Annotated in this window: 10 protein-coding genes and 2 pseudogenes; all 12 read left to right on the forward strand. The window is 63.2% G+C overall.

Features of this window, described 5'->3' with window-relative positions; genetic code table 11:
* Nucleotides 1-6 precede the first annotated feature (6 nt).
* The 12 genes and pseudogenes from FEV53_RS12605 to FEV53_RS12665 all read left to right on the forward strand — a co-directional run bounded on the left by FEV53_RS12605 (nt 7) and on the right by FEV53_RS12665 (nt 25535).
* A complete protein-coding gene (locus FEV53_RS12605; protein WP_142835185.1) occupies nt 7-6192 on the forward strand; it encodes a type I polyketide synthase in 6186 nt (2061 codons plus the stop codon).
* A 56-nt stretch (nt 6193-6248) separates the two neighbouring features.
* Nucleotides 6249-15119 (forward strand): type I polyketide synthase, encoded by an 8871-nt coding sequence (locus tag FEV53_RS12610; RefSeq protein WP_142835186.1) that lies wholly within the window; start codon nt 6249-6251, stop codon nt 15117-15119.
* On the forward strand, nt 15116-17485 hold the full coding sequence (locus FEV53_RS12615; RefSeq protein WP_142835187.1) for a beta-ketoacyl synthase N-terminal-like domain-containing protein: 2370 nt from the start codon (nt 15116-15118) through the stop codon (nt 17483-17485). The genes FEV53_RS12610 and FEV53_RS12615 overlap by 4 nt, the downstream gene beginning before the upstream one ends.
* A 156-nt stretch (nt 17486-17641) precedes the next feature.
* Entirely contained in the window at nt 17642-18451 is an 810-nt protein-coding gene (locus tag FEV53_RS12620) for a thioesterase II family protein (RefSeq protein ID WP_142835188.1), read from the forward strand.
* Nucleotides 18439-18909 (forward strand): SRPBCC domain-containing protein, encoded by a 471-nt coding sequence (locus FEV53_RS12625; protein WP_142835189.1) that lies wholly within the window; start codon nt 18439-18441, stop codon nt 18907-18909. The genes FEV53_RS12620 and FEV53_RS12625 overlap by 13 nt, the downstream gene beginning before the upstream one ends.
* Nucleotides 18906-19682, forward strand: coding sequence for a 4'-phosphopantetheinyl transferase family protein (locus FEV53_RS12630; protein WP_142835190.1), 777 nt, complete (start codon nt 18906-18908; stop codon nt 19680-19682). The genes FEV53_RS12625 and FEV53_RS12630 overlap by 4 nt, the downstream gene beginning before the upstream one ends.
* 306 nt (nt 19683-19988) lie before the next feature.
* Nucleotides 19989-20579 (forward strand): annotated as a pseudogene (locus FEV53_RS12640) (IS6 family transposase); the annotation flags it as partial.
* Nucleotides 20580-20639: 60 nt separating this feature from the next.
* Nucleotides 20640-21116: a transposase gene (locus FEV53_RS21525; RefSeq protein WP_246100806.1), complete on the forward strand. Its 477-nt coding sequence runs from the start codon at nt 20640-20642 to the stop codon at nt 21114-21116.
* Nucleotides 21109-21486 carry a transposase gene (locus FEV53_RS21530; RefSeq protein WP_246100807.1) on the forward strand — a complete coding sequence of 126 codons (378 nt, stop codon included), beginning with the start codon at nt 21109-21111 and terminating at the stop codon, nt 21484-21486. The genes FEV53_RS21525 and FEV53_RS21530 overlap by 8 nt, the downstream gene beginning before the upstream one ends.
* Before the next feature lie 267 nt (nt 21487-21753).
* A pseudogene (mobF, locus tag FEV53_RS22045) lies at nt 21754-24606 on the forward strand (MobF family relaxase).
* A gap of 304 nt (nt 24607-24910) precedes the next feature.
* Nucleotides 24911-25252 (forward strand): hypothetical protein, encoded by a 342-nt coding sequence (locus FEV53_RS12660; protein ID WP_142835192.1) that lies wholly within the window; start codon nt 24911-24913, stop codon nt 25250-25252.
* Entirely contained in the window at nt 25242-25535 is a 294-nt protein-coding gene (locus FEV53_RS12665) for a hypothetical protein (protein WP_142835193.1), read from the forward strand. Before FEV53_RS12660 ends, FEV53_RS12665 begins: the two co-directional genes overlap by 11 nt.
* Nucleotides 25536-25690: the final 155 nt, after the last annotated feature.

Genomic DNA, 25690 nt, shown 5'->3' on the forward strand with positions numbered 1-25690 from the left:
TCTGTCATGACGTACCTCGCTCCTCAGAACACCGCTCTCGCCCTGGTCGGTATCGCCGGCCGTTTCCCCGGCGCTGCCGATATGGACGGCCTCTGGTCGCTGCTCAAAGATCGCGGCTTTGCCATTGGTCCCGTTCCTGCTGACCGCTGGGACGCCAGCCAACAACTTGATCCGGAAAAACACGTGCAGGCCGTCGGCGGCTTTATCGACGGTGTCGATCGGTTTGACCCCGGTTTCTTTGGCATTTCCCCGCGCGAGGCCGAAGACATTGATCCGCAGCAGCGCCTGATGCTGGAAGCCAGCTGGACCGCCTTGGAAGACGCGGGCATTCGCCCCGATACCCTGCGCGGCAGCCGCACGGGAGTTTACGTCGGTGCGTCCTGGCATGACTACGAGATTCTGCGCAAGGATCGCGGGCTGAACGCGTCGCAACACACCGCCGTGGGCAACGCGCTGGACGTGATCGCGGCCCGACTGTCCTATTTTTACGGTCTGAAGGGGCCGAGCCTGACGGTCGAGACCGGATGTTCGTCGGCCATGGTCGCGTTGCACCTCGCGGCCCGCGCATTGGCGACAAACGAAATCGACGCGGCCTTTGTCGGCGGCGTGAACCTCATTCTTGCGCCTGATGTATCGGTCGGCCTGACACGGTTTGGTGGCCTGTCGCCCAAGGGCCGTTGCAGCGCGTTTTCCGACGATGCCGACGGCTTTGTGCGCGGTGAAGGCGTCATCGCACTCTACCTCAAACGGCTTGATCAGGCGCAGGCCGATGGAGACCGGATCCATGCCGTAATCGCCGGGACCGGCGTCAACAACGATGGTGGCGGCGACAGCCTTGTCACCCCCAGTCAGGCTGGGCAGGAAGACCTGCTGCAATCGATCTATGGCCAGTCCGGTCTGGACCCGAACAAACTGGCCTATGTCGAGGCGCATGGCACCGGGACCAAGGTTGGCGACCCGATCGAAAGCTCGGCCATCGGTCGGTCGCTGGCCTCGCGCCGCGACCCGGCCAAGGGGCCGCTGCCCGTTGGATCTGTCAAGACCAACATTGGCCATCTTGAAGCGACGGCTGGTCTGGCCGGTCTGGCCAAGGCCGTGCTGGCGATCCGCCACCGCGAGATCCCCGCAAGCCTGCATTCAGAAACGCTGAACCCGTCCATTGACTTTGACGGGCTTGGCCTTGAGGTCGTGCGCGCGCCCATGCCGCTGCCCGAAGGCAGTGACTTCCTTGTTGGCGTGAACTCGTTCGGCTGGGGCGGCACCAACGCTCATGCCGTTCTGGCCCCGGCACCCGAGGCGGTGTCTCCCGCTTCACGCGCAGCCGAAGTCGACAGCACGCCCTTTTTCCTGCCTTTGTCGGCGCAAAACCCCGAACGTCTGCGCGCTCGCGCCGCTGATCTTTTGCCGATTGTGTCGGATAATGCCAACCGTCTTGACGACATCATTGCAACGTTGGGCCACCATCGCGCGCATTTTTCCGAGCGTGTCGGGCTGGTCGGAACTACCCGCGCGGACTTGGCAGAGGCGCTGAGCGCCGTAGCCGAAGGCCGCGACCTTGCCAGCCTGAGCGAAGACCACGCCGAGCCGCAAAATGCGCGGACGAAAGGCCGTGTCGCCTTTGTCTTCCCCGGCCAGGGCTCGCAATGGGCCGGAATGGGCGCACAGCTCATCAAGCAAAGCGCGGTTTTTGCGGAAACCATAGCGGCCTGCTCTGAGGCGCTGAGCCGCTATGTTGACTGGGATCTCGACGCCTTGATCCGCGGTGACCTTGGCACCGACTGGATGGATCGCGTTGATCAGGTGCAACCGGCGCTTTGGGCGATGAAAGTTGCGCTGGCCGCTGTCTGGCGGGCGCAGGGCATCCAGCCCGATGTCGTGGTGGGGCACAGTCAGGGCGAAGTCTCGGCAGCGACAGTTGCGGGAATCCTGTCGCTGGACGACGCCGCGCGCATCGTGGGGCTGCGCTCTCAGATCATCCGCCGCAAGGCGGGCAAGGGTGGCATGTTGTCCGTCGACATGAGCCTGGAAGAGGCCCGTGCCCAGCTTGAAGGGTTTGAGGACAGCATTTCGATCGCGGTCAATAACGGGCCAAGCTCCTGCGTTCTGTCCGGCGACACCGACGCCCTCGACACGCTGACGACGCTTCTGGATGCGGACGAGGTGTTCAACCGTCTGGTCAAGGTGGATTATGCCTCGCACAGCCACCACATGGACGAATTCAAGGAGGAGTTGCGCGAGGCTCTTGTGGGCATCGCGCCGCAATCCAGCGAGGTGATGTTCTATTCGACGGTGGACCTGGAGGTTAAGGACGGCGCGACCCTCGATCCGACCTACTGGGTGCGCAACCTGCGTGAGCCGGTTCTGTTCTACGACGCGATGTCCGCGCTGATGGATGACGGCGTGACCCACGTGATCGAGGTCAGTCCGCACACCGCTCTAGCTCCGTCTTTGCAGCAGATTGCAGCCCTCAAGGACGAACCCGCCCGCATCCTGTCGAGCATGAAGCGCCACAAGGACACGATGGTCGACATGCTGAGCATGAGCGCGCGGGCCTATGTCTCGGGCCTGCTGCCCGTGGGCCTGCGTCCGCACGGCGCGCTGGTCAAGCTGCCGCCCTATCCGTGGCAACGCCAATCGTTCTGGGCCGCCAAGGCGCGGCCAAAGGGATCGGCGCGCAGAGGTCTGGAACTGGCGCTGACGCCGTCCCCGGCCGAGTGCGACACATGGGAAGGCCATCTGGATCTCGCCGTGGCCGACAACCCCTGGCTGTCTGATCACAAAGTGCACGAAGCGACGGTCTTTCCCGGCGCGGGTATGATTGCCGTGATGCTTGCCGCCGGACGAGAACGGTTCGGCGCGCTGCCGCGCAGGCTGCGCCAGGTGCAGTTGCTGGTTGACCTGACATTGGGCGAAGACCCGCGTCGTGCTGCGCTGATACTGCGCGACACCCTGTCGGATGGCGGTGACGTGGCGCTGACCTCTTTGCCTGAGGGCACGACCGAATGGGTTACGCATGCAAGGGCAATTGTCGAGCAGTCGCTGCCCCCCGTGGCGGCACCGATATGCCCCGAGACGCAGGGCTTTGGTCAGGAGCTCTCGGCGGATGCGTTCTATGATGCCTGCACGGCACGGGGCCTGATTTATGGTGATGCGTTCCGTGGCATCACCAGCCTGAGCGTGGCGGAAAACGCGGCGCTCGGACACATTTCGCTGCCCAAGCCCTGCATCGCAAGCGCGAGGGCGCACGGCTTGCACCCCGCACTTCTGGACAGCGCGTTGCAGGTCACTTTGGCGCTTGCCCAAAGTGATGCAACGGTTCTTCCGGTCTCTGTCGACGAATTCCGCCTGTTCATTGACCCCGAGGCACCGGTGACGGAGATCACCGTTCACGCCACCCGCAGCGGCGAAGGCCGGTTCGATCTGGAACTCTTCACTGCTGAGGGACTGCCCCTGGCGGCGATCCTCGGACTGCAACTTGAGGTTTTAATTTTGGACAGCGGCGCCGACACCGACGAGCGCATCCACCGGCTGGACTTTATCCCTGCTGACCGTCGCGACGCGCCGAAAGTGGCGGGCAACTGGTTGATCGCGGGCATGTCGCCGTTCAAGGCGCTTGTCGATGCTCTGACCGCTTTGGGGGCCAAGGTCACACAAGGCCAAACGCCTGCCGACGGCCACACGGCGGTGGCGTTTGTCGCGCCGGATGCGGCCGCAGGGATGGCTGCTCAAAAGACCGCCGTTATGGTACTGGCTCAACTGGTGCGTGATTGCGCGGCGATCGGGAACTTGCCCCGGCTGGCGGTGATCACCAGCGGGGCGCAGGCCCAGCTTTACGGAGAAGTCGCCGATCCGGGAGCCGCCCTTTTCTGGGGGTTCGTGCGGGTTCTGCGACGTGAGCATCCGGAACTTGAGCCGATGATCGTTGACGCCGCACCCGGGCTCGATTGGGCCGAGGTGGCCGCAGAACTGCACGCGTGGTCCGGTGACGACCAGGTGGTTCTGGGCGCGGACACGCGTCTGGTGGGCCGACTGATGCGCGGTGACTCCGATGCCCCGGCAACTGTCACGGATTGGCAGACACCAGCGCAGCCTTTCCGTCTGGTGTCGGGCACGCCAGGTTTCTACGACGGGCTGGAATATCGCCCGCTGAAACGTCAGGCCCCGGACAAAGGGGAGGTCGAGGTCGAAATCTCGGCCGCCGCGCTTAACTTCATCGACGTGATGAAGGCCATGGGCACCTATCCCGGTCTGGATGCGCGTAGCGCGCGTCTGGGTGGCGAGTTCGCGGGCCGTGTTGTTGCGGTGGGCGAAGGTGTATCGGGAGTGAATGTCGGCGAACGGGTTGTCGGTTGCGGCTTTGGCGCATTCGCATCCCATACCTCCGTCCCGGCGGACCATGTACGGGCGATTCCCGACGATATGAGCGATGCGGATGCGGCGGCCCTGCCGCTGGTGATGACCACCGCATGGTACGGTCTGGTCGATTTGGCTGGTCTCGAAAAGGGCGAGACGGTGCTGATCCACTCCGCTGCGGGTGGGCTTGGTCTGGCCGCGATCCAGGTGGCGCGCCATCTTGGGGCCACGGTCATCGCCACTGCGGGCAGCGAGGAGAAACGCGAGATGCTGCGCGGCATGGGCATCGAGCACGTGTTTAACTCGCGCGATCTGTCTTGGGCCGATGGTGTCCGCAAGGCAACGCAGGGCCATGGCGTCGATGTGATCCTCAACTCGCTGACGGGCATGGCCATTCCACTGGGTCTGGAGGCGCTCGCCACAGATGGACGTTTCATCGAGGTCGGCAAAAAGGACATCTACAGCGGGCGCTCGATCAGCCTGTCTGCCTTCCGAAATCGCCTGTCCATCGCGTCCGTCGATATTGCCGGTCTGATGGAAAACCGCGCGGACCGTTTCGGCCGGCTGCTAGGCGATGTGTGGGACGCGGTGAACGCCGGTGATCTGACAACGCTGCCGATCCTGCCCTACAGCTTCGCGGCTGCGGGCGAGGCGTTCCGCACAATGGGCAAGGGCAAGCATGTAGGTAAGTTTGTTCTTATCAATCCGTCCAGCGTGACGACCATTGCACCCACGCCGTTTGCTGATGGGCATTTGAGGAGCGACGGTACTTACCTCGTTACCGGCGGTCTGGGCGCGCTTGGTCTGTCCCTGGCCGAACACATGGCGCAACTTGGCGCAGGCGGGCTTGTCCTGCTGGGACGCTCCGTACCGAAACCCGACGCTCAGGCGCGTATGGATGCTCTGGTGGCGCAGGGGATCAACATCCGCAGCTTTGCGGTTGATGTGTCGGATCGCGAAGCGCTGGCCGCCACTCTGGCCGAGGTTCGCAGCACCATGCCGGCCTTGCGTGGTGTGATCCATGCCGCAGGACTGTTGGACGACGCGCTGATTGACAACATGGCCGAAGATCAGCTGGCGCGTGTTCTGGCACCCAAGATCGACGGGGCGCTGGCGCTGGATGCGCTGACAAAGGACGATCCGCTCGATCTGTTTGTGTTGTTCTCGTCCGCGGCAGCCTTGTTCGGCAATGCCGGTCAGGGGGCATATGCGGCGGGCAACGCGGCGCTTGATGCACTGGCAGAATCCCGGCGCGCCCGTGGCAAGCCCGCGCTCAGCGTGCAGTGGGGGCCCTTTGCCGACATCGGCCTTGCGGCTGCTGATGCAAAGCGCGGTGATCGTCTAGACGAACGCGGCATGGGTAACTTCAGCGCCGAGGATGGCTGGCTGGCGCTGTCCCGCTTCTTGCAAAACGGTGATACCGTGGCTGGTTTCGTGCCCATCGACCTGCGTTTGTGGTTCGACGCTTACCCGGATACAGCGGCTCTGCCGAGCTGGAGCGTTCTGCGCGAAGCCTCGCGTGGCAACGCCAAGGCGTCGGCTGGCGGACAAGCGTTCCGCAACGAACTGGAAAGTGCCGACGCCGAGACCCGCGAAAGCATGGCCGAAGAAAAGGTGCGCGAACTAGCAGGTCGCGTCCTGCGTCTCGACCCCGCTGCCATCGGTCGCGAAACGCCCTTCAAGGCGCTTGGGCTGGACAGCCTGATGGGGCTGGAACTACGCAACCGCCTTGAGACCGCCTTTGGCCTCAAGCTCTCGCCCACCCTGTTGTGGACCTATGGCAACACCAAGGCCATCGCGCCGGTGCTTGTCGACCGGGTCTTCGTAGAGGCGGCCTGACGGCGGCCCTCCAACACACTCACCCAGATGCCTACGCGCTCAAAAGGACCATAGCCATGACCGAACCCAAAGCCGCATCGACACCCTTGTCCCGTGCGCTCGACACGATCAAAAAACTCAAGGCACAGGTGGATGCTCAGACCGGGCAAAAGCCCATCGCGATCATCGGCGCGGGCATGCGCCTGCCCGGTGACATCCAGACGTTGGATCAATTGTGGGAAAACGTCGCCTCTGGTGCTTGCAAAGTGGACCAGATGAGCGCACGCCGCAAGGCACCGTTCGCCGAAGAGTGGAAGGGTCTGCCCACGCGGGGCGGCTATCTTGATGAGGTTTTGGCCTTTGATGCCGAGCATTTCGGCATCTCGCCGCGTGAAGCCCGCGCTCTAGACCCGCAACACCGGTTGCTGCTGGAAGTATCGCTGCGCGCGTTCGAGGACGCGGGTATCCCCCCCGAGGCCACCGAAGGCACGCAGGTCGGGGTTTTTGTCGGGATCACCGGACAGGATTACCGTGACTGGCAAGGCGAAGACAAGGATGCGGTCTGGGCCACCGGAAACGGCCATTGCTTCGCGGCGGGCCGGGTGTCCTACACGCTGGGTCTGACCGGTCAGGCCGTCGCGGTCGACACCGCCTGCTCGTCATCGCTGGTCGCGGTGCATCAGGCGATGCAGTCGATCCGGCGTGGCGAATGTGACATGGCGCTGGCCGGGGGGGTGAACCTCGTGCTGTCGCCGCGTTCGACCAAGCTTGTACAAGAGACCCGGTCGCTGTCCCCCGATGGTCTTTGCAAGGCGTTCGACGCAAGCGCAAACGGGTTTACCCGTGGCGAAGGCGCTGGCGTCATCCTCCTCAAACCGCTGGATGCGGCGTTGCGTGACAACGATCGCATTCATGCGGTGATCGCGGGGTCGACGCTGAACCAGGACGGACGCAGCTCTGGCTTTACCGCGCCCAACGTTCTGTCCCAGATTTCGCTGCTGCAATCGGCGCTTGCGGACGCCGGGCTGACGGCTGCGGATCTTGCCATGATCGAGGCGCACGGCACGGGGACATCACTGGGCGATCCGGTTGAAATGGAGGCCATCGTCGAGGCGGTCGCGCGCCGCAACAACGGCCGTTGCCTGCATATTGGTGCGACGAAGGCAAACCTTGGCCACCTAGAATCCGCCGCCGGGATCGCGGGCATCCTCAAGGCAGTGGCCTGTTTGCGCCATGGGTTCGTGCCCCCCATTGCGCATTTCAGCACGCTCAACCCGCGCATCGATCTGGCCGGTGCCAAAGTGGCCTTTCCCACGCGGGTTGAACCCTTTTCCGATGGGCCGCGCGTGATCGGCATCAGCTCGTTCGGAATGAGCGGGACCAATGCCCATGTGCTTGTCAAGGCCGCCGAAACAACGCAGCCGCCGCAGGACATCACGGCTGTTGATGGCTTTTATCTGAGCGCGCGTACCCACGCCGCGCTGGCCGAACTGGCCGGGCTTTATGCCGCGCGTATGCAAAGCGTGAAGGCCAAGGATTATCCGGCGTTTGCCTGGACCGCGACCCATGGCCGGACACGGCATGACGTGGGGGCCTTTATTCGCGCGGACGCGCCCGACGCGGCCCGTGATGCTTTGCTTGCGCTTTCCGACGGACGCAGCGATCCTCGCGTGGTCACGGGGGCCGACGCCAGCGCCTTGCGCGATGCCGACGTTTCGCCCCGACAGGTGCTGGACGTTCCGGGCTATCCATTGTCGCGCACCTTGTGCGCTCCCGAGACGGCGCTTGCGGCGATGGACGCGTTGGATCGCACGGGTCCGAGCGATATCGACCAAGTGCCTTTGTTCGCGACCCGCTGGGTGCCTGTTGCGCTGACCGAAGGCAAAGCCGGTTCAGGCTTTGCCGTGGTTGGCGACGATGCCGCGCTGATCGCGGGATTGCAGGCACGAGCGCTTGCGACCGCCGATCTGCCGGGCCAGGATCAAAGCTGGGCGGATGTCTGGGCCAAGATCGCTGCCCATGGTGTCAGAACCGCTGTTCTGGCGCTGAAGGCCGACGCGCTGCCCGACGCGCCCGAAGTTGGTGACCCGGTTGTCGCAGGCGCTGCGCTGTGTGCCACACTCAACGCAGCGGTGCACGCGGCCAAACTCACTGGCATTCGCGTATTTGCCACGACACGCGGCACACAAATGCGGCCCGAAGCGGCGTCGCATCACGCGTTGATCAACGGGCTGTCCCCGGTTCTGGGTCTGGAATGCGCAGACGCATGGGGCGGCACGATTGACGTGGCAGTCGCCCCAACGCAGGCGGATTGCGCCGCCCTTGCAGCCTTTGTCGCAAGGGCTGGTGCCGAAGACCGTGTTGCCATTCGCGACGGCGATGTGTTCGGTGCGCGGCTGGTGGAAGAGCGTGCGCCGCAGGCGCCTCTGCCAGCTTGTCCGGAAGGCATTCATATCGTGACCGGCGGTTTGGGCGGGATCGGCCGCGCTGTGGCCGGTGACCTTTTGGCACGCGGTGCCAAGGCTTTGCTGCTGATCGGGCGTACGCCCGAGGACCGCTTGTCTGTCCCCGCGGCTCAGGCGCTGTCCGCGCTGCGCGAACAAGGGACCGACGTTCGCTACGCCGCCATTGATTGCGACGACGGCGCCCAGGTGATCGACTTGATGCGGGCCACGACCGCACAGGGCACGCGGATCGCCGGAATCGTTCATGCCGCAGGGGCGCTGGCCCCCGCCGCATTGGACGGGCTGGATCACGCAGGTTTTGCCGCCGCGCTACGCGGCAAGTATTCTGGCGCGTGGTGGCTGCATTGCGCCACCCGCGACATGGAGCTTGACTACTTCACAACACTGTCGTCCGTCACCGCTGTCTGGGGGACGGAGGGCTTTGGCGCCTACGGTGCCGCCAATGGCGGGCTGGAGGCCGTCACCGTCGCACGCAAGGTGTTGGGTCAACCAGCGGCTTGTGTGGCCCATGGCCCTTGGGCGCTGGACGGCAGCATGGCGGACGAGGCCTCCCGCGCGGGTTTTGCCCGTCTGGGTGTGCAGGCGGTAGAAACCGCGCCGGGCCTCGCGGCCATCAATGCAGCCTTACCCGATGGCGCGGTCAGCATCGTGGCCTGTGGGCTGGATGCGGATCGTTTCGTCAAGGTAATGTCGGCGCACCGGTCGCGGGCCTTGTTCGACGAGCTGACATGCGATCACAGCGTCGAGATGCCCGCTACAATCGACAGCGCCAACGATTTCTTGACCGAGCTGAGCACGCGGTCTGTGGCGGCACAGCCCCGCATCATCGTGCAGAAGGTGCGCGAGGTTTTGGCAGACACGCTGGGTCACGCCGATCCGGCCGCTATCCGCGAGGACAAGGGCTTTTTTGACCTTGGGCTGGATTCGATCATGGCCGTCGACATGGCGGCGGCGTTGGCCGCGATCTTCGAATCGCCGGTCCACATCTCGGATATTTTCGACAATTCGACGATTGCTGCGCTGGCCGCACATCTGGGTGCGCAGGTGGCAGGGCGGCCCGCGCGCCAGGCCCCGGCCGAGCAGACAGCGGTGCCCGAAATTCGGGTCAGCGCGTCCTCCACCCCGATCACTACGGCCGCCAACGTGGAGGCGATGCAGCCCGAAGCGGAACCCATCGCCATCATCGGCATGGCCGGGCGCTTTCCCGGCGCAGACGATCTGGAGGCTTACTGGAACATTCTTGCTACCGGGCAGGATCTGGTGGGCCGCGTGCCGGATGACCGTTTTGATGTCAAGGCGCTCTTCAGCAAAGACCCGCGCAGCACCGGCACGATCAGCTCTGATCAGGGCGGCTTCCTGACCAATATCCGTGCCTTCGACGCTGACTTTTTCAATCTGCCACGCCGCGAGGCCGAAAGCATGGATCCGCAGCAACGCCTGTTGCTGGAAGCGGCCTGGCACGCGCTGGAAGACGCGGGCATCGACGCCCACGCGCTGGCCGGCACCAGGACCGGCGTCTTTGTGGGGGCGACAAACGTCGATTACGCTCGCATCATGGACAAGGCCGGGCTGGCCGGGCTGGACGCGTATTATGGCACGGGTACATCGCTGAACACCTTGCCGGGGCGCATCGCCTATGTGCTGGGCACCCATGGACCGGCCATGGCGGTGGATACGGCGTGCTCGTCTTCACTCGTGGCTATTCACCAGGCCGTGCGCTCGTTGCGCAGCGGCGAATCCTGTCAGGCCCTGGTGGGCGGTGTCAACGTGATCGCCGCGCCGGATTGCTCCGTCGCCGTGAGCCGCGCGCATATGCTGTCGCCGGTGGGCCGGTGCAAGACCTTCTCGGCGGATGCGGACGGATTTGTCCGCGCCGAAGGCTGCGGGGCGCTGGTGCTCAAACGCCTGTCGGACGCGCAGGCTGATGGCGACCGCGTGCTGGCGTTGATCCGCGGATCTGCGGTCGGGCACGACGGTGCCTCGTCCGGCCTGACGGTGCCGTCGGGCAAGGCACAGGCGATGGTCATTCGCGACGCGCTGGAGGATGCAAAGGTCAAACCGGCCGAGGTGTCTTATCTTGAGGCGCACGGGACCGGCACGTCGCTGGGCGATCCGATCGAAGTGGCCGCCGCATGGTCGGTCCTTAAATCGGGCCGCGCACAGGATCACCCGCTGATGCTGGGTTCGGTCAAAAGCAACATAGGTCACGCGGAGTCCGCAGCCGGCATGGCCGGGGTGATCAAAACGGTTCTGGCGATGCGCCATCGTCAATTGCCCGGTAACATAAACGCCACGCCACCCAACCCGCATATCCGTTGGTCGGACATGGATGTTTCGGTGCTCGGCCAGCTGACCGAATGGACGGCAGAACGGCGCATCGCAGGCGTGTCGGGCTTTGGCTTCAGCGGAACCAATGCGCATGTGGTGCTGGAAGAGGCGCCAGCGGTGCCGCAAGAGCAGTCCGAGGCGATTATGCCCGTCCTGCTGCCGGTGTCGGCCGACACGGTCGAGGCGCTGCCACGCCTGGCAGAGCTTTGGGCAGACCGGCTTGAACGGGCCGACGATACCGAACTGGCGGGTCTTGCGGTGACCGCTGGATCGGGCCGCGCGCATCTTCCCGCCCGCCGTGCCGTTCTGGGCGAAACACGCGCGGAACTGGCCGCAGCGTTGCGAAAGGTCAAGGCGTGGCAGCCCGCGTCGAGCAGCCCGCGCGTGGCCTTCCTCTTTTCCGGCCAGGGCAGCCAGTATTTCGGCATGGGGCGCGACCTTTACGAAACCGAGCCGGTCTTTCGCGCGGTCATCGACGAATGCGACAGGACGCTGGAGCCGATCCTGGGCCAGAGCCTGTTGCAGGTTATGTTTTATGGCGCGGACAAGGCGCTGCTGACGCAGACACGCTTTACCCAACCCGCACTTGTTGCGCTGGAACTGGCGCTGGTCGCGCTTTGGGAAAGCTGGGGTGTGACCCCCACAATCGTCATGGGCCACAGTGTCGGCGAGGTGGCTGCTGCCATTCATGCCGGTGTGCTGGACCGTCGCAGCGGTCTGGAGCTGATCGCGCACCGGGCCACACTGATGCAGGGCATGAAGGCAGGCGCAATGCTGGCGGTCGTCGCCACCCCTGACACGGTAACAGACTTGCTGGACGGCACCGGGCTGGACGTGGCCGCGATCAACGGGCCAGAGGCTGTTGTGGTGGCAGGTCCGCAGGACCAGATCGACGCCTTTGCTGCCAGCCTGAAGAAGAAAGGTATCGATGCGAGGGCATTGGTGGTCAGCCATGCGTTCCATTCACGGATGATGCAGCCGATGATCGGCGAGTTCATGGAGCAGTTGTCGACCTACGACTTCCACGAAGCACGCATTCCGATCATTGCCAACCTGCACGGCACTTTGGCCGACAGCACCACTTATGACGCGCAATACTGGTGCGACCACGTGCTGGCGCCGGTGCGGTTCCATGAGGGTGCGCAGGCGATGCTGGCCGATGGTGTGGACATCCTCCTTGAGGTCGGGCCGGACCGGACACTGGTCAGCCTGATGCGTGGGGCGGGTCTGATGCCCGAGGGCGGCATGACCAACTCGCTGCGTCGCGGACTGCCGGAACGCAAGATGCTTCTGACTGCGGCAGGGCACCTTTACGATCGCGGTCAGACCCTTGACTGGGCCAGCGCGCAGGCGGCCTTGCAGGCACGCCGGGCCGATGGGCCGCTTTATCCCTTTGCCCGGACAGAGTACTGGACCGAGGCGCGGCCACCGGTGCCCGCGGTTGCGAAGGGCACGGAAACCCGTCGCCACTGGGGTAACGAGCTGCGCTCGCCCGCTTTGTCGGGTCGCGTGTTCCAGTTCGAACGCGAGCCCGCATTTCCAGCCTACCTCGGCGATCACCGGCTCTATGGCACGGTGGTGACCCCTGTGGCCTCGCATCTGGCGACGATCCTGTCGGCGCTGGGACGCGACGGCACACCGATTGCCATCGAGGATCTGGTTTGCCCGCGTGCGTTGGTTTTGCTGGACGGCGAACGCTACGACGCACAGATCCTCACCGGAGAGGGCGACAATCCGCAACTGACGGTGCAAAGCCTCGTCGATCCGGAGGCAGGGACGTGGCAAACCCACGCCATGTGCCGCCTGAGTTCGAACGGCACGACACGCGCGCCTCAGCTTGATCGCGATGCCTTTATCGCGGGGGCAGAGCGTCACATCACCGGCCAGGCGTTTTACAGCTACTTCCGGACGCTTGGGTACACGCTGGGCTCGTCCTTCCGTTGGATCGGCGATGTCTGGATTGACGGCGATGAGGCGCTGATCCGGTACACTCAACCGGACCTGCCCGAAAATCCGTCGGCCTACGAAATCTACCCGGGCCTGATCGACAGCTGTTTTCAAAGCATCGCGGGCTTCATGGTGGATGACGCGGCCGAGGAAGCGCCCTCGCTTGCCATCCCGTTCGCAGCGCGGCGTCTGGCCTTTGCGGGGCGTCCGCGCGGAGCGGCAGACCTGTGGGGACACGTACGGATCAAAACCGCCGATCCCTTGCCCAATGGCCGTTTGCGCGTCGAGACCGCCGATCTGGCCATGTTCCATGCGGATGGGCAGCCGGTGTTCACAGCCGATACGTTCCGGGTGCGTCACGCCCCGCGCGACGTGCTGGAGCGTGGTCTGCGCAAGGCGCCCGACCATGCGTTCGAACCGGTCTATGTGACGCCGGAAAATGCGATGATGCGGGACGACACCGTGCGCGAAATGCGCCTGCTGACGGACGGTGTGCCGCTTCTCAACGAGCTGGTTCCGGCGCTTGCGGCACGTGGTGTGACCACCCAGGTCGACACGCTTCCGGCGCAGAACGCGGTAGATACGGATGGTGTGCGCATCGTCGATGCCCGCTTTGCATCGGCAGACGGTGTTGCCGCCGAAGATGTGGAGCACGCGGTTTGCCTGCTGTCCGAAACGCTGCGCAAGGTGCCGCATTCGGTGCCTTACATCCTGCTGGTCGACGGCAGCCCAGAGGCCGGACCGCTGCGCGGAGCGCTGTGGGGCATGCTGTCGGCTCTTGAGGCCGAACAGGGCGACAGACGCCTTGTGCGCGTGAGCGTCGGGATGGGTGCATCAGTCGGTGTGCTGGCAGACACGGTTCTGGCGCAGGTCTCCGAAACGCGTTTGTCGGTCGATCATGACGGGATGCGCGTGGCGCGCCTGCTGCCCGCAGCCGCCGTTCAGCTCGAGGGTCTGCCGCAAGGTGCCGCCCTGATCACCGGTGGACTGGGTGCGCTGGGTCTGTCCGTGGCCGAAATGCTGGCCGACGATGGCGCGGCAGGGATTGTCCTGATGGCGCGGCGCGGGCCGGATGCAATCGCACAAAAGGTCATTGACCGCATTCGAGGGCGCGGTGTTCCGGTACAGGTCGTTCAGGGCGACGTGACCAGCGACTCCGATGTTGCAACAGCCGTTGATGCCGCGCGCAGCTTTGGCCAGCTGGGCAGTGTGTTCCACCTTGCCGGTGCGAATGAAGACATGGCTTTTGACAGCATCACGCGGGAGTCGTACGCGCGGGTTTTCAACGCCAAGACACGCGGCGCTCAGGTTCTGGTCCGTGCGTTGCAGGGCGATCCGGATGTGCGTCTTGTCTTCTTCTCGTCGGTGTCCAGTGCGCTGGGATCGGCCGGGCAGGTGAGCTATGCCGCCGCGAACGGCTATCTGGAAGGTCTGGCCGAATACCTGCGTGTGGGTGGCATGCGTGCCTGCGCGGTGGCCTGGGGGCCTTGGGTGCCTGAGGCCAAGGGTGGCATGGCCGCCTCCGATGTGGTGCTGCGGGCCGCGGCACGGTACGGGGTGCGTCCGCTAAACGATGCCGAAGCGTCCGAGCTCGTGACCATTGCCGCCTCTGCTCAATGCGGACGTCTGGTGGCGGTTGCGGCAAACTTTGCCCGCTACCGTGCCGAATTGGGCAGCCACCCGCGCGCAGCGTTCCTGTCGGCGCTGAACACGAATGGCCCGGTGGCCACGCTTAAGGCAAGGACCTCTGAATCGGCACGAGGCTGGCTGAAAGATATGGCCCAGTCCGAAGCCGTTGAAGAGCGGGTCGACGGACTGCGCGAAGCCCTGGCCGACATGGTCGGCGGGGCGCTGGGTGAGACTGATCCGGTGGACCACAACGCAGGCCTTGTCGAGCTTGGGCTCGACTCGATCATGGCGATCGACCTGCGTGCTCAACTCAACCACGCGCTGGACCGTGACCTGCCCGCGACTGTGGCCATGGACTATCCCACTGTCGCGCAACTGGCGGAATTCGTGGCCGAGACCTGCTTTCCCAAGGCAGAGCCTGCGCCCGCCATCGCCCAACCCGGTCCCACCGTTCGGGTTGAGCAATCCAAACCAACGCCCACCCAACCCCAAACCGACGACCTGACCAGCATCGCCATGAGCGACCTCATCGCCGCGGTTCAGGACGACCTCAACTGGATCGAAGGAGAGACCTCATGACCGCCCAAGACCTGCGCCCTCTGGTCGAACAGCAACTGGCTTTGTCCCGTCGCCTGAAGGCCCGTATTCAACAGCTCGAAGCCAAGGCCAATGCACCGCTTGCGGTGGTCGGCATGGGGCTGCGCCTGCCAGGAGACATCACGACGCCTGACGGTTACTGGGATTTCCTGAACAGCGACCGGGACGCGATCACCGAGATCCCCGACAATCGTCCCGGCCTGCGCGCGGTTTATGATCCGCAGCGTGACACACCCGGCAAGTCCTACGTCAACAAGGCAGGGTTTCTGACGGATGTGGAATGCTTCGACGCCCGCTTCTTCGGACTGTCCAAGCGCGAGGCCGAAGCGATGGATCCCCAGCAGCGCCTGCTGCTGGAAACCGCCTGGGAAGCGATGGAACGTGCCGGTATCGGCGTGCGCTGCAGCGACCGTCTTCCGGTTGGTATCTTTGTCGGGATCATGGCGTCCGAGTATGGTGAACGCCAGTCCGGACAGCGCGACAAGACTGGCATCGATCCCTATTACGGTACCGGTGGTGGGCATTGTTTCGCGGCGGGTCGTGTGTCGTATGTCATGGGATTTTCCGGGCCTGCGATCAGCGTCGACACCGCCTGTTCGTCTTCGCTCGTGGCGCTGCATCTTGCCGCGCAAAGCCTACGGCGCGAAGAATGCCGCTATGCCATCGTGGGTGGCTCGAACATGCTCTTTTCAGGCGACTTGATGGTGTCGCTTTGCCAATCCGGTGCCTTAGCGCCCGATGGTCGGTCAAAGACCTTTACCGCGCAGGCGGATGGGTACGGCCGGGGCGAGGGCGTCGGGTGCATCGCGCTGATGCGGCTTGAGGATGCTCAGGTTGCCGGGCATCCCGTTCTTGCAGTGTTGCGCGGCACGGCCACCAACCACGATGGCGCGTCCTCGGGACTGACCGTTCCAAACGGCATGGCGCAACGTGACGTTATCGAAGCCGCGCTCCGCGATGCCAAGGTTGCACCGGGCGACATCGGTTATGTTGAAGCCCACGGCACCGGTACAGCGCTTGGCGACCCGATTGAGGTAAACGCGCTGGATGCCGTGCTTGGCAATGGCGCGGGCGCGCGGGTGGCCCCGCTGGCCCTTGGCAACGTCAAGACACGCATTGGTCATCTGGAGGCTGCCGCCGGCATCGCGGGTGTCATCAAGCTGGTCCTGTCGTTGCAAAAAGGCGTGATTCCCGCAGCGCTGCGTCACAGCGATGGTGCCCTGTCCGATGTAATCGACTGGAACGCTGCTCCGATAGAGGTGCCGCGCCAGACCATGCCATGGCCCGAGGCCTATTCCCGGCGTTGTGCGGCGATTTCAGCCTTCGGCCTGAGCGGCACCAATGCCCATGCGATTTTCGAAGCGCCGCCAGCAAACACCGACGCACTTCCCGAAGCGGCCGGGTCCGTGTCGGAACTGGTCGTTGCCTCGGCCCGGGACGCAAAGACCCTGACCCAACAGGCCCGCCAGACTGCCGAACGGTTGCGCGCGGTTGGTCAAAAGGGGCTTGGCTCTGTCGCGCACACCACGCGCTGTGGTCGCGCGCCGCTGGCGTTCCGCGTCGCGGTGGTCGGCACATCGGCGCAGGACATCGCGCACAAACTGGAAACCGCAAGTTGCCAGAATAGTGGTACCGCGCCGTCGCGCATTCGCCTCTCGGTTGGCGCGGACACCGCAGAGGTTCAGACGCTGATTGACGGGATCTGTGCGGCTTTCCCCGCGCTAATCACGAACTCGGATCAACGGGATTTGGCCTCTCAATTGCACAGTGTGTTGGGCTGGGTCATTCCGCGCCTGCGCCTTCAGCGGGGTGATGCGCCCGGTGTGACCCTGCACTGGAACGACAGTGCGGTGACGTTGGAAAATGGCGTTGCCTTGCGTGACAATCTGCTGAGCCTGTTTGCGCAACTCTATGAGGCCGGTGCCGATCTGCGGTTCGATGCGCTGCGCGCCATCGGGGTCACCGCGGACGCAGGGCTTGGCACCTACCCCTTCGCCGCCGAGCGCTTCTGGATAGAGGAGCCAAATGTCATCGACCTGCCGATTGCGGCAGAGGTGCCCCTGGCGCAGGTCGAACACCTGCAACCCGAAACCGATGAGATCGCCGATTTCGTACATGCCGAACTTGTGTCTTTGCTGCGGGCGGATGAACCGCTTGATCTTGCCGCCAGCTTTCTGGAAGCGGGTGGGGACAGTTTTATCGCGATGCTTTTGAAAAAGGCGGTCGAGCAGAAGTTCCAGGTCGACGTGCCCGCAGAGATCGTGGATGCGACGATTCCCCTGTCGGTCATGTTCAGCGGGATCAGCCGTTTCATTCAGGGAACCCCGATCATCGAGGCGGCGGAATGATGACTCGTCTCAAAGCAACTCCGGAGTTCCAAGGGCTTTTCGCGGCACGGCATGTCGCCGCAACAAAGACCCCGACGCCAAGATGTGATTCATGCTGCACCAGGCACGTCCTGACAGAGTACCGGGTGCGGCGAAACCCAGAAGAGGATTATTACGATGACAGCCTTTTTGCGCCCAAGCACCGTCGAAAACCCAAACCTGCGGCTGGTGATGTTCCACCATGCCGGTGGCTCTGGCAGTACTTTTTTTCAATTGTGCCGGCATCTACCGCCCGATGTGGAGGTTGTTCTGCACGAACAGCCGGGTCGTGGTAGACGTCATGCGCAACATGCCTTCGTGACGATGCCCGATATGGTCGACGGCGTCGCACGCGATCTTGACGATCTTAAGGACGACGTGCCTCTGGCACTTTTCGGGCACAGTCTTGGGGCCATCGTCGCGTCGGAACTGGCACGGAAGTTGACGTCCGAAGGGCGCCCGCCGGTTTGGCTGGGCGTATCCGGGCGGCAGGCCCCGACCATAACGCCGCGCGCCGCCGAACTGCACCTGCTGCCAGATGATGAATTCCTGCGTACGATGCTGGATCTGGGCGGGACGCCGCAGCGCATCCTAGAAGAACCCGAATTCGTGCGCATGTTCCTCAAGCTGGCCCGGGCTGATTTTTCAGCCGTCGACAGTTTTTTCGCGAGGCCGGACCGCATCCGGCTAAGCTGCCCCATGAATGCCTATGCCGCGGTGGATGACCCCTGGGCGCCACCCGGGCTTATGGAGGATTGGGAGCTGGAAACTTATGGCGCGTTTGCAATGACCCTGTTCGAGGGCGGGCATTTTTACTTCGCCGAAGGCGGCTGCGCGGCACTTGGCCGGCAGATGGCCCAGGACCTGGCGCACATGGGTTCGCATACCGCAGCCCTGCAATCCGCGCCCACTCAAGCTAAGGAGACCTCAGTCAAATGGCACGAATAATAGAAACGACAATCGACATTGATGCGCCAAGAACCGCGGTCTGGCGCACACTGACCGACTTCGACCGCTTCCCGGAATGGAGTGCATTCATTCTTGGGATCGAAGGGGATGTGGTGACGGGGAAAATCGTAGCGGTGCGTCTGAACGATGGCGGCGGGGAAATGAAGATGACCCCCCGCATTGTCGCACATGAAGACCCTCACAAGCTGATCTGGCGTGGCAAGATGGCCGCGTCGTGGTTGTTTTCCGGCGAACACCGTTTTGTTCTGTCAAACCTCGAGGGTGGCAAAACCCGTCTGTCTCACAGCGAAGTATTCAGCGGCATTCTGGTGCCGCTACTCTGGAAGATCCTCGACAAGCGGACGCGCCCTGCGTTCCTCGCGTTCAACGAGGCACTGCGCCGCCGTTGCGAAACCCAACAGGAAACGGGCCACGGTTCTGGCGCGGTGGCGACATGACGCGGCTTGGCGAACACTATGACTTTGCGATCCCTGTTCCGCCTACGTTCCTACGCAATATACCCGGCACATCTTTGCTTGGGTCATCGGTGGCAATGGCGCGGGCGGAATATGATGTGACAGCTTTCTCGGACGCGGGGGCGCTAGCTCTGGGCCTTCCGGTGCCCGAGGGACTGTTTCAGGCGGCCCAGCGTCGCAGGGCGGAATACACCGCAGGGCGCTACTGTGCCCGGGCGGCAATGTCCCGCTTTCGCGATGCCACGGGACAACCGTTTCCCGTGCCGGGTCCGTCCGAAGACGCTCCCGCATGGCCCATGGGTCTGGTTGGGTCGATCAGCCATGCGCGCGGGCAGGCCACGGCCGTTGTGGCACCTTCCGACAAAGTGCTGAGCCTTGGCGTGGATATTGAACGGATCATGACGCCAGAACTGACGCGCGACATTGAGGTCTATGTTTGCCCGTCAGAGCGCCAAAATTTGCCTACCTCCCTTCGCTACCGCGCGCTCTATGTGACCGCGATCTTCTCGGCCAAGGAAAGCCTGCTCAAGTGCCTCTATCCGCTGGTTGGTCAAAGGTTCTGGTTCGATGCCGCGACAGTGATGCTCTTGCGTGATATGTCTGGCAAACCGCGGGAATTCCGGGCCTATTTAACCCACGATATTCCGCCGTTCCGCAAGGGATGGAGCGCACGCGGTCTGATCCGATGCGACAACGGATTTGTCCTCAGCGCCATGGCGCTGAAGCAAGCCGATCTGGAAAAGGCAAACGACTGAAGCCGCATCACGCGTTTTGCCGCTACCCGACACGGTGGCGACGGGCATTGCCAAGTTGTCTGATGGGCTTTGTCAGGTTATTTCTCGACGCTTGGATAAGAAGCGGACGCGGTAGCATCAGGCCACTATTCCGCCCACGCAACCAACCCAGAGGCCCTGAGCCTCTGTTCGTTTGCGGCGGTAGTCAGCTGCTGATAGACGGTGGCGTTTCGGGCGAAAGAGAACGGCAGTTTGATCATGGACGGACAGGAACATCTGGGGCTTTGTCAGGTTGCCTGTCGCCGGCTGTGAGGCTACCGCTGGCTGATGATATTCTCAGTCCAGTCGTCGGCCTTGAAGGGCTATCGCTTTCCACGTTCGGTCATTGGCTATGCCGTTTGGGCCTATCACTGCTTCGCTCTCAGCCTGCGGGACGTCGAGGATCTTCTGGCAGAACGCGGCATCACGGTTAGCCCCGAGACGATCCGAGATTGGGTTGCGAAATTTGGAACACAGATTGCTGCCAAGATCCGACGTGATCGAGCGAAGCCCGCCGACAAGTGGCATCTGGACGAAGTTGTGATTACGATCAGCGGGACGAAGCACTGGCTCTGGCGCGCGGTCGATGGCAATGGAGACACCCTCGAGATCCTTGTGCAATCACGCCGAAATGCGAGAGCCGCAAAGCGGTTTCTGCGGAAACTCATGAAGCGATGGGGTGCACCTAGAGTCATCGTGACGGACAAACTGCGCAGTTATCGCGTTGCCACGCGCAAGCTTTGCCCAGGAGTCGATCACAGATCACACAAGGGATTGAACAATCGCAGCGAGGCATCGCATCGGCATACCCGTCGACGGGAGAAGATATTTGGCCGGTTCAAATCAGCAAGACAGGCCCAGATGTGCCTGTCCGTCGAGCGTGTTGCATGAATTCGGCTCACGGGGTAGCAGGCGGTCGGTCTGACGACAGGATACCCAATGCCATTCAAGCACAACGCGTCACGACGGGACAAGTTTGCGAAGGCGAAGTGCCGGGTTACGAACTGGGCGGAATACAACGAGAGCCTTCGCCGGCTCGGTGACGTGACGATCTGGCTCAGCGAAGACGCGATGGCCAGATGGAGCCCACCGCCTGCTGGCAAGCGCGGTGCGCAGAGGCGGTATTCGGACCTGGCGATCGAGGCCTGCCTGACCTTGCGCGTCGTGTTCGGGCTGGCGCTTCGGCAAACGCAGGGCTTCGTTCGAAGTCTTTTGAGGCTCATGCGGATTGACCTGCCCGTGCCGGATTTCTCGACGCTCTGCCGCCGCGCGCCGTCCTTGAAGATAGCGCCGGGCCGGAAACCCACAGGCAGCCCGATCACGCTCATCGTGGACAATGAGCCATGTCGCGCCATCGGTTCGAGCGACCATGGCGAATGGGCTTCGGATCCACGGCGGTCGGGACTGGATGAGTGAAAAGCACGGGCTGCCGAAGGCTCGCAAAACATGGCGTAAACTGCATATCGGCCTTGATCCCGAGAGCGGTCACATCGTCACGTCCCGCCTGACCACCGAGCATGTCGGCGATCCCGGCGCGCTGCCCGGGTTGCTGGCTCAGGTGGCGGACTTTGTCTGCTGTTTCATCGGCGATGGCGCCTATGACGGCGCGCCGCCGGCTGCGATGATCCGAGATGTCTTCGGGCCGGATGTGGAGTTGGCTATTCCTCCGGGGCTCCGCCCGTTCGAGGCTGAATTGATCCACCGGATCAATTCTCTATCGCCTCTCACCAACCGGGCAACGCCGTCCCGGGCGATTGCGCTACCCGCAATGCCCATATCCAGATGATCGCCAACCACGGCTGGATCGCATGGCAAAAGGCGACTGGCTACGCTCAGCGCTCTCGTGTCGAAGCCCAGATCGGCCGCTACAAGCAGGTGATCGGACCCGCGCTACGAGGTCGAAATATGGAGAGCCAAAACTCGAAACCGCGATCGCCGTCAATGCCCTGAACCGAATGACCGACCTCGGTCGCGCGGCCTACGAGCGTGTCATCTGAACCGGCGGGGAAAGGGGGAGCTGCGACCAGCGAATGGTTTATGCAACACGGTCTATGTGGACGGCTCCAAGGAAGCACGGGAAGCCTCCGCGTGGTTCGGCAAGTCTGCCGAGGGCCACAATCTGACAGGCCAGGTCGATGAGGCACGGTTTGCGAAGATCCTTGACGGCGAAACGCCAGATGGCAAGCAGGTCTTGGGCCGCATCAAGGATGGCGAGCGAGAGCACCGCCCCGGCCTCGATCTGACCTTCTCCGCCTCCAAATCTGTCTCAGTCGCCGCACTCGTTTACGGGGATGAGCGCCTGATCAAGGCGCATGACGAGGCGGTCAAAGCGGCCATGACGGTTGTTGAGCAGCGCTACGTCCAGACCCGCGTGCAGAAGAATGGCCATATGGAGACGGAAACCGGCGGCAAAATCGTGGCTGGGCTGTTTCGCCATGACACGTCCCGGGCTCTCGATCCGCAGCTCCACACCCACGCGGTCATCGCCAATATGGTGGAGAACAGCGAAGGTCGATTCACGGCGCTGCATAAGGATGCGATCTTTCGCAACCGCAAGATCATCACCGAAGTCTAACGCACTGAGCTTGATCGCAACATCCGCGCTCTGGGCTATGAGACCGAGCGGGGCAAATATGATGAGGTCAACATTCAGGGTGTGGATGAACGCCTCGTCGAGGGCTTCTCCAAGCGCCGCCAGCAGATCCTTGACGCGCTGAAAGAGCGCGGGATGCCCGTCACCCCCCATACCGCGCAACTAGCCGCCCTCGCCACGCGGGCGGCAAAGCAAGGCGGCATCGATCGGGCCGAGCTGCGGGAAAGCTGGCGCGCGGAAGCAAAGGAGTTTGGTGTTAGTGAAAAGGTGCTTGCGGCCGCCGTTGCACGTGCCGAGCAGCGTCATGCCGAGGGTCCTGCGACCTCCCAGCCACAGGACCGCAGGTCAGATGCCCATGATGCGGTCAAATTCGCCTATACCCATCTGAGCGAGCGCGCCTCGGTTTACGAGCGCCAGGATCTCGTCGAGACCGCTCTGAAGGCGTCAAAGGTCGGCGGTCTTTCCGACATCGAGCGGGAGATCGCCCGCCTTGAGCAGGCCAATGTCCTCATCGCATCTAGTCCCGACAAGGACACCCTGACCGACATGCACACTCTCGCCATCGAGCGCGACAATCTCCGTACGTGGCGGGCCTCACGTCGGGCAGGGGGCGTGGAGAAGGGGATGGTGCAGCGTCTCACCGGCGATGCCGCCCTGAATCGCCAACTTGCCAAGACGACGCTCACCGAGGGCCAGCAGGAGGCTGTTGCGCTCGGGCTATCGTCCGGCAAAGGGCGCTACGTGGCCATTCAGGGTTATGCCGGCACGGGCAAGACTTTCGCCATGGAGCGGCTTGCCCATTATGCGGAAAAGCACGGCTACCAGATCGATGGCTATGCGCCCTCCCATGTCGCCGTCGAGGTCCTGAAGGAACCCATCTCACAGACCACGACGCTGGCCATGCTCACGACGCGGGAACGCACCCATCCGGTGGAGCGGGACAAGTCCAAGACGATCATGGTGATCAACGAATCCTCAATGGTCTCGTCGCGGGACATGCGGACCCTGATGGACCATGCAGAACGGACGGGCGTTGCCCGGGTCGTCCTTCTGGGCGACTTGAAGCAGCTCGATGCCGTGAATGCAGGGACACCGTTCGAGCAGCTTCAGAAGGCGGGTATCCCTACCGCTGTGATGAATGACATCCAGCGCCAGAGAAACCCTGACCTTCTGGACGCGGTCAATCACGCGATCAAGGGCGAGGCCCACGCGGCCCTTCTCAAGATCGGAGACAATGTGTGGGTGAGCGAGGACTACAGGTCAGACGCAGCCGCTGCATGGCTCGCTCTGAGCGACAAGGAGCGCGACAGGACCCGCCTCATCACCCTGACTAATGACACCCGGACAAAGATGAATGAGACCATCCGCGACGCTCTGAAGTCCGAGGGTAAGATCTCTGGTCAGGGCATCACGGCAGAGGCTCTGACCCCGCTTCAGCTCACCCGTGCCGAAGCCGCCGACGTCGCTTCCTACAAGACCGGCGATGTGGTCCATGCGCTTCGGTCGATCAAGACGGCCGGGATTACCCGCGGCGAAACCTATCGCGTCGACGGCATCGATCAGACCAGCAGCGAGATCATCCTGCGCGCCGAGTCCGGAGGAGATCCCCTGAGGGTCCATCTGTCGCCCCACAACCGCGCCGGATCGAGCCTGCTCGCCTATGAGCCCGAGACCCGTGAACTGGCGGCGGGAGACGCCATCCGGTTCAAGATCACCGACAAGGAGGCCGGGATCATGAATGGGCAAACCGGGCGGATCTCGGGCATCACTCCAAACTCCGTGACGGTCCAAAGGGATGCCGGAAACAGCGTCGAACTCGAACTTCACACGCTCGTCGCCCGTGGCATTCAACACAATTATGCGGCGACTACTCACGCCGATCAGGGCGCGACCGTCGACCGTGTGATCGCCGCCATGGGACCTGATGAAGCGCTGACCTCGCAGAAATCATTCTACGTCCAGATCAGCCGCGCCCGCGACGAGGCGCTCCTGTTCACCTCCGATTCCGACAAGCTCGCGGCCCGGATCGAGAAGACCACGGGCGTCCGACCAGACGCGCTCGGGCTCTGGAAAGAGCAGATGTCCGATGAGCTCTCCAAGAAGGCCGAGGAGAGCCGGAGACAAGCCAAGGACGACAAGTCTGCCCCCGAGGACCCTGCACAGGAGCCGGAAAAAGAAGCCCGCTCCGAGCCCTGTGAGAGCCGGAAAGACGCGGCTGAAATCGAGCCCGCCCGCGAGCGGAAAGACCCCTTCGAACACGCCGCCGAATTGGTCGACGCCCACAGAGACCGACAGAAGGATATGACGAGATGACGACCGAAAGTAATTCGCGAATTCGTATCTATCTTGGCCCGGTTGCAAGCGGCCTTGTTGAGGGTGACGAGTCCAATCGTGCAGCCAATCTTGACGCTGCCATCTCCCAGCTCAGATCAGATCTTCAGGCCGCCCGGCAGGAGGCTGAAGCGGCCCAAGGCCCACACTTCCCCCCCTGTCTCCGAGAGACCTCCAAACTGCCCTTTCTGACGTCCTCACCCCTTTCCGGGACGAACTCACAGCGGCGATCAGCGACGCAGGCGGAGACGAAAATCAGGCTTCTGAAGACGCGATTGCAAGCGCGGTGAAGGCGGCTGTCGCGCCGTCGCTCTCCTCCCTGACACGGATGATCGTCGCCCTTGGAAGGAGACAGTCCGACTGGAACCGCCAGCTCCACGAGGAGATGTCGGCCACGCGCGCGATGATCGCCATGCTGGCCGCGACGACTGACGAAGAGCTGTCGGCGCTGATGGAACGGACCAACCTGCGGATCGAGCAGATGCGTCTCTCGCCTGACCATGATCTCGGCAAACAACAGCTCGAACTTGATCTCGAAGAACAGCGCCAGGTCATGGCCCGCATGGAGCGTGAGCGCGGTCCAGATGGCGATCCGGAAGTGGAGCGGGAGGACGAACATGAAAGGTAATCTGGTCATCTCTTTTTGCGCGTCACGCGTAATTTCCGATTCAACAGGTGATGGAACGGGCTGGTTTTCCGGTGGCTTTTGCTGGCTTTGGCTTGGCTCTTGGTTGGCTTTGCCCTGGCTTTCGCCTGGCTTTGGCAAAGCCACCCCCCTCGCAACCCATTGTAAAGCGGAGGTAATTTTTTTCCGGGCATCACTCGTTACCGATTTTTTGCCGTTTTTTCGTTACAGAACAGATGTTTGGGGGAAATACAGTATGCTGCGTTATGTGTGGATCCGCTCATGAGGCCCGAAGGGCCGACGGACGATCCATGTCTCGCTCTAACGGTTTGATCTGGCGAAGTTCCCGCCGGATCAACGGGAGCCGAAGCGGCGATTGAACGGGCCTCGTTGTCCTTTCCCAAGTTTTCCTGGGGCGTTCCCGGGTGTTTGCGAGGATTT

Source organism: Palleronia caenipelagi (assembly GCF_007004065.1).
In the GTDB taxonomy this organism is placed as follows: Bacteria; Pseudomonadota; Alphaproteobacteria; order Rhodobacterales; family Rhodobacteraceae; genus Palleronia; species Palleronia caenipelagi.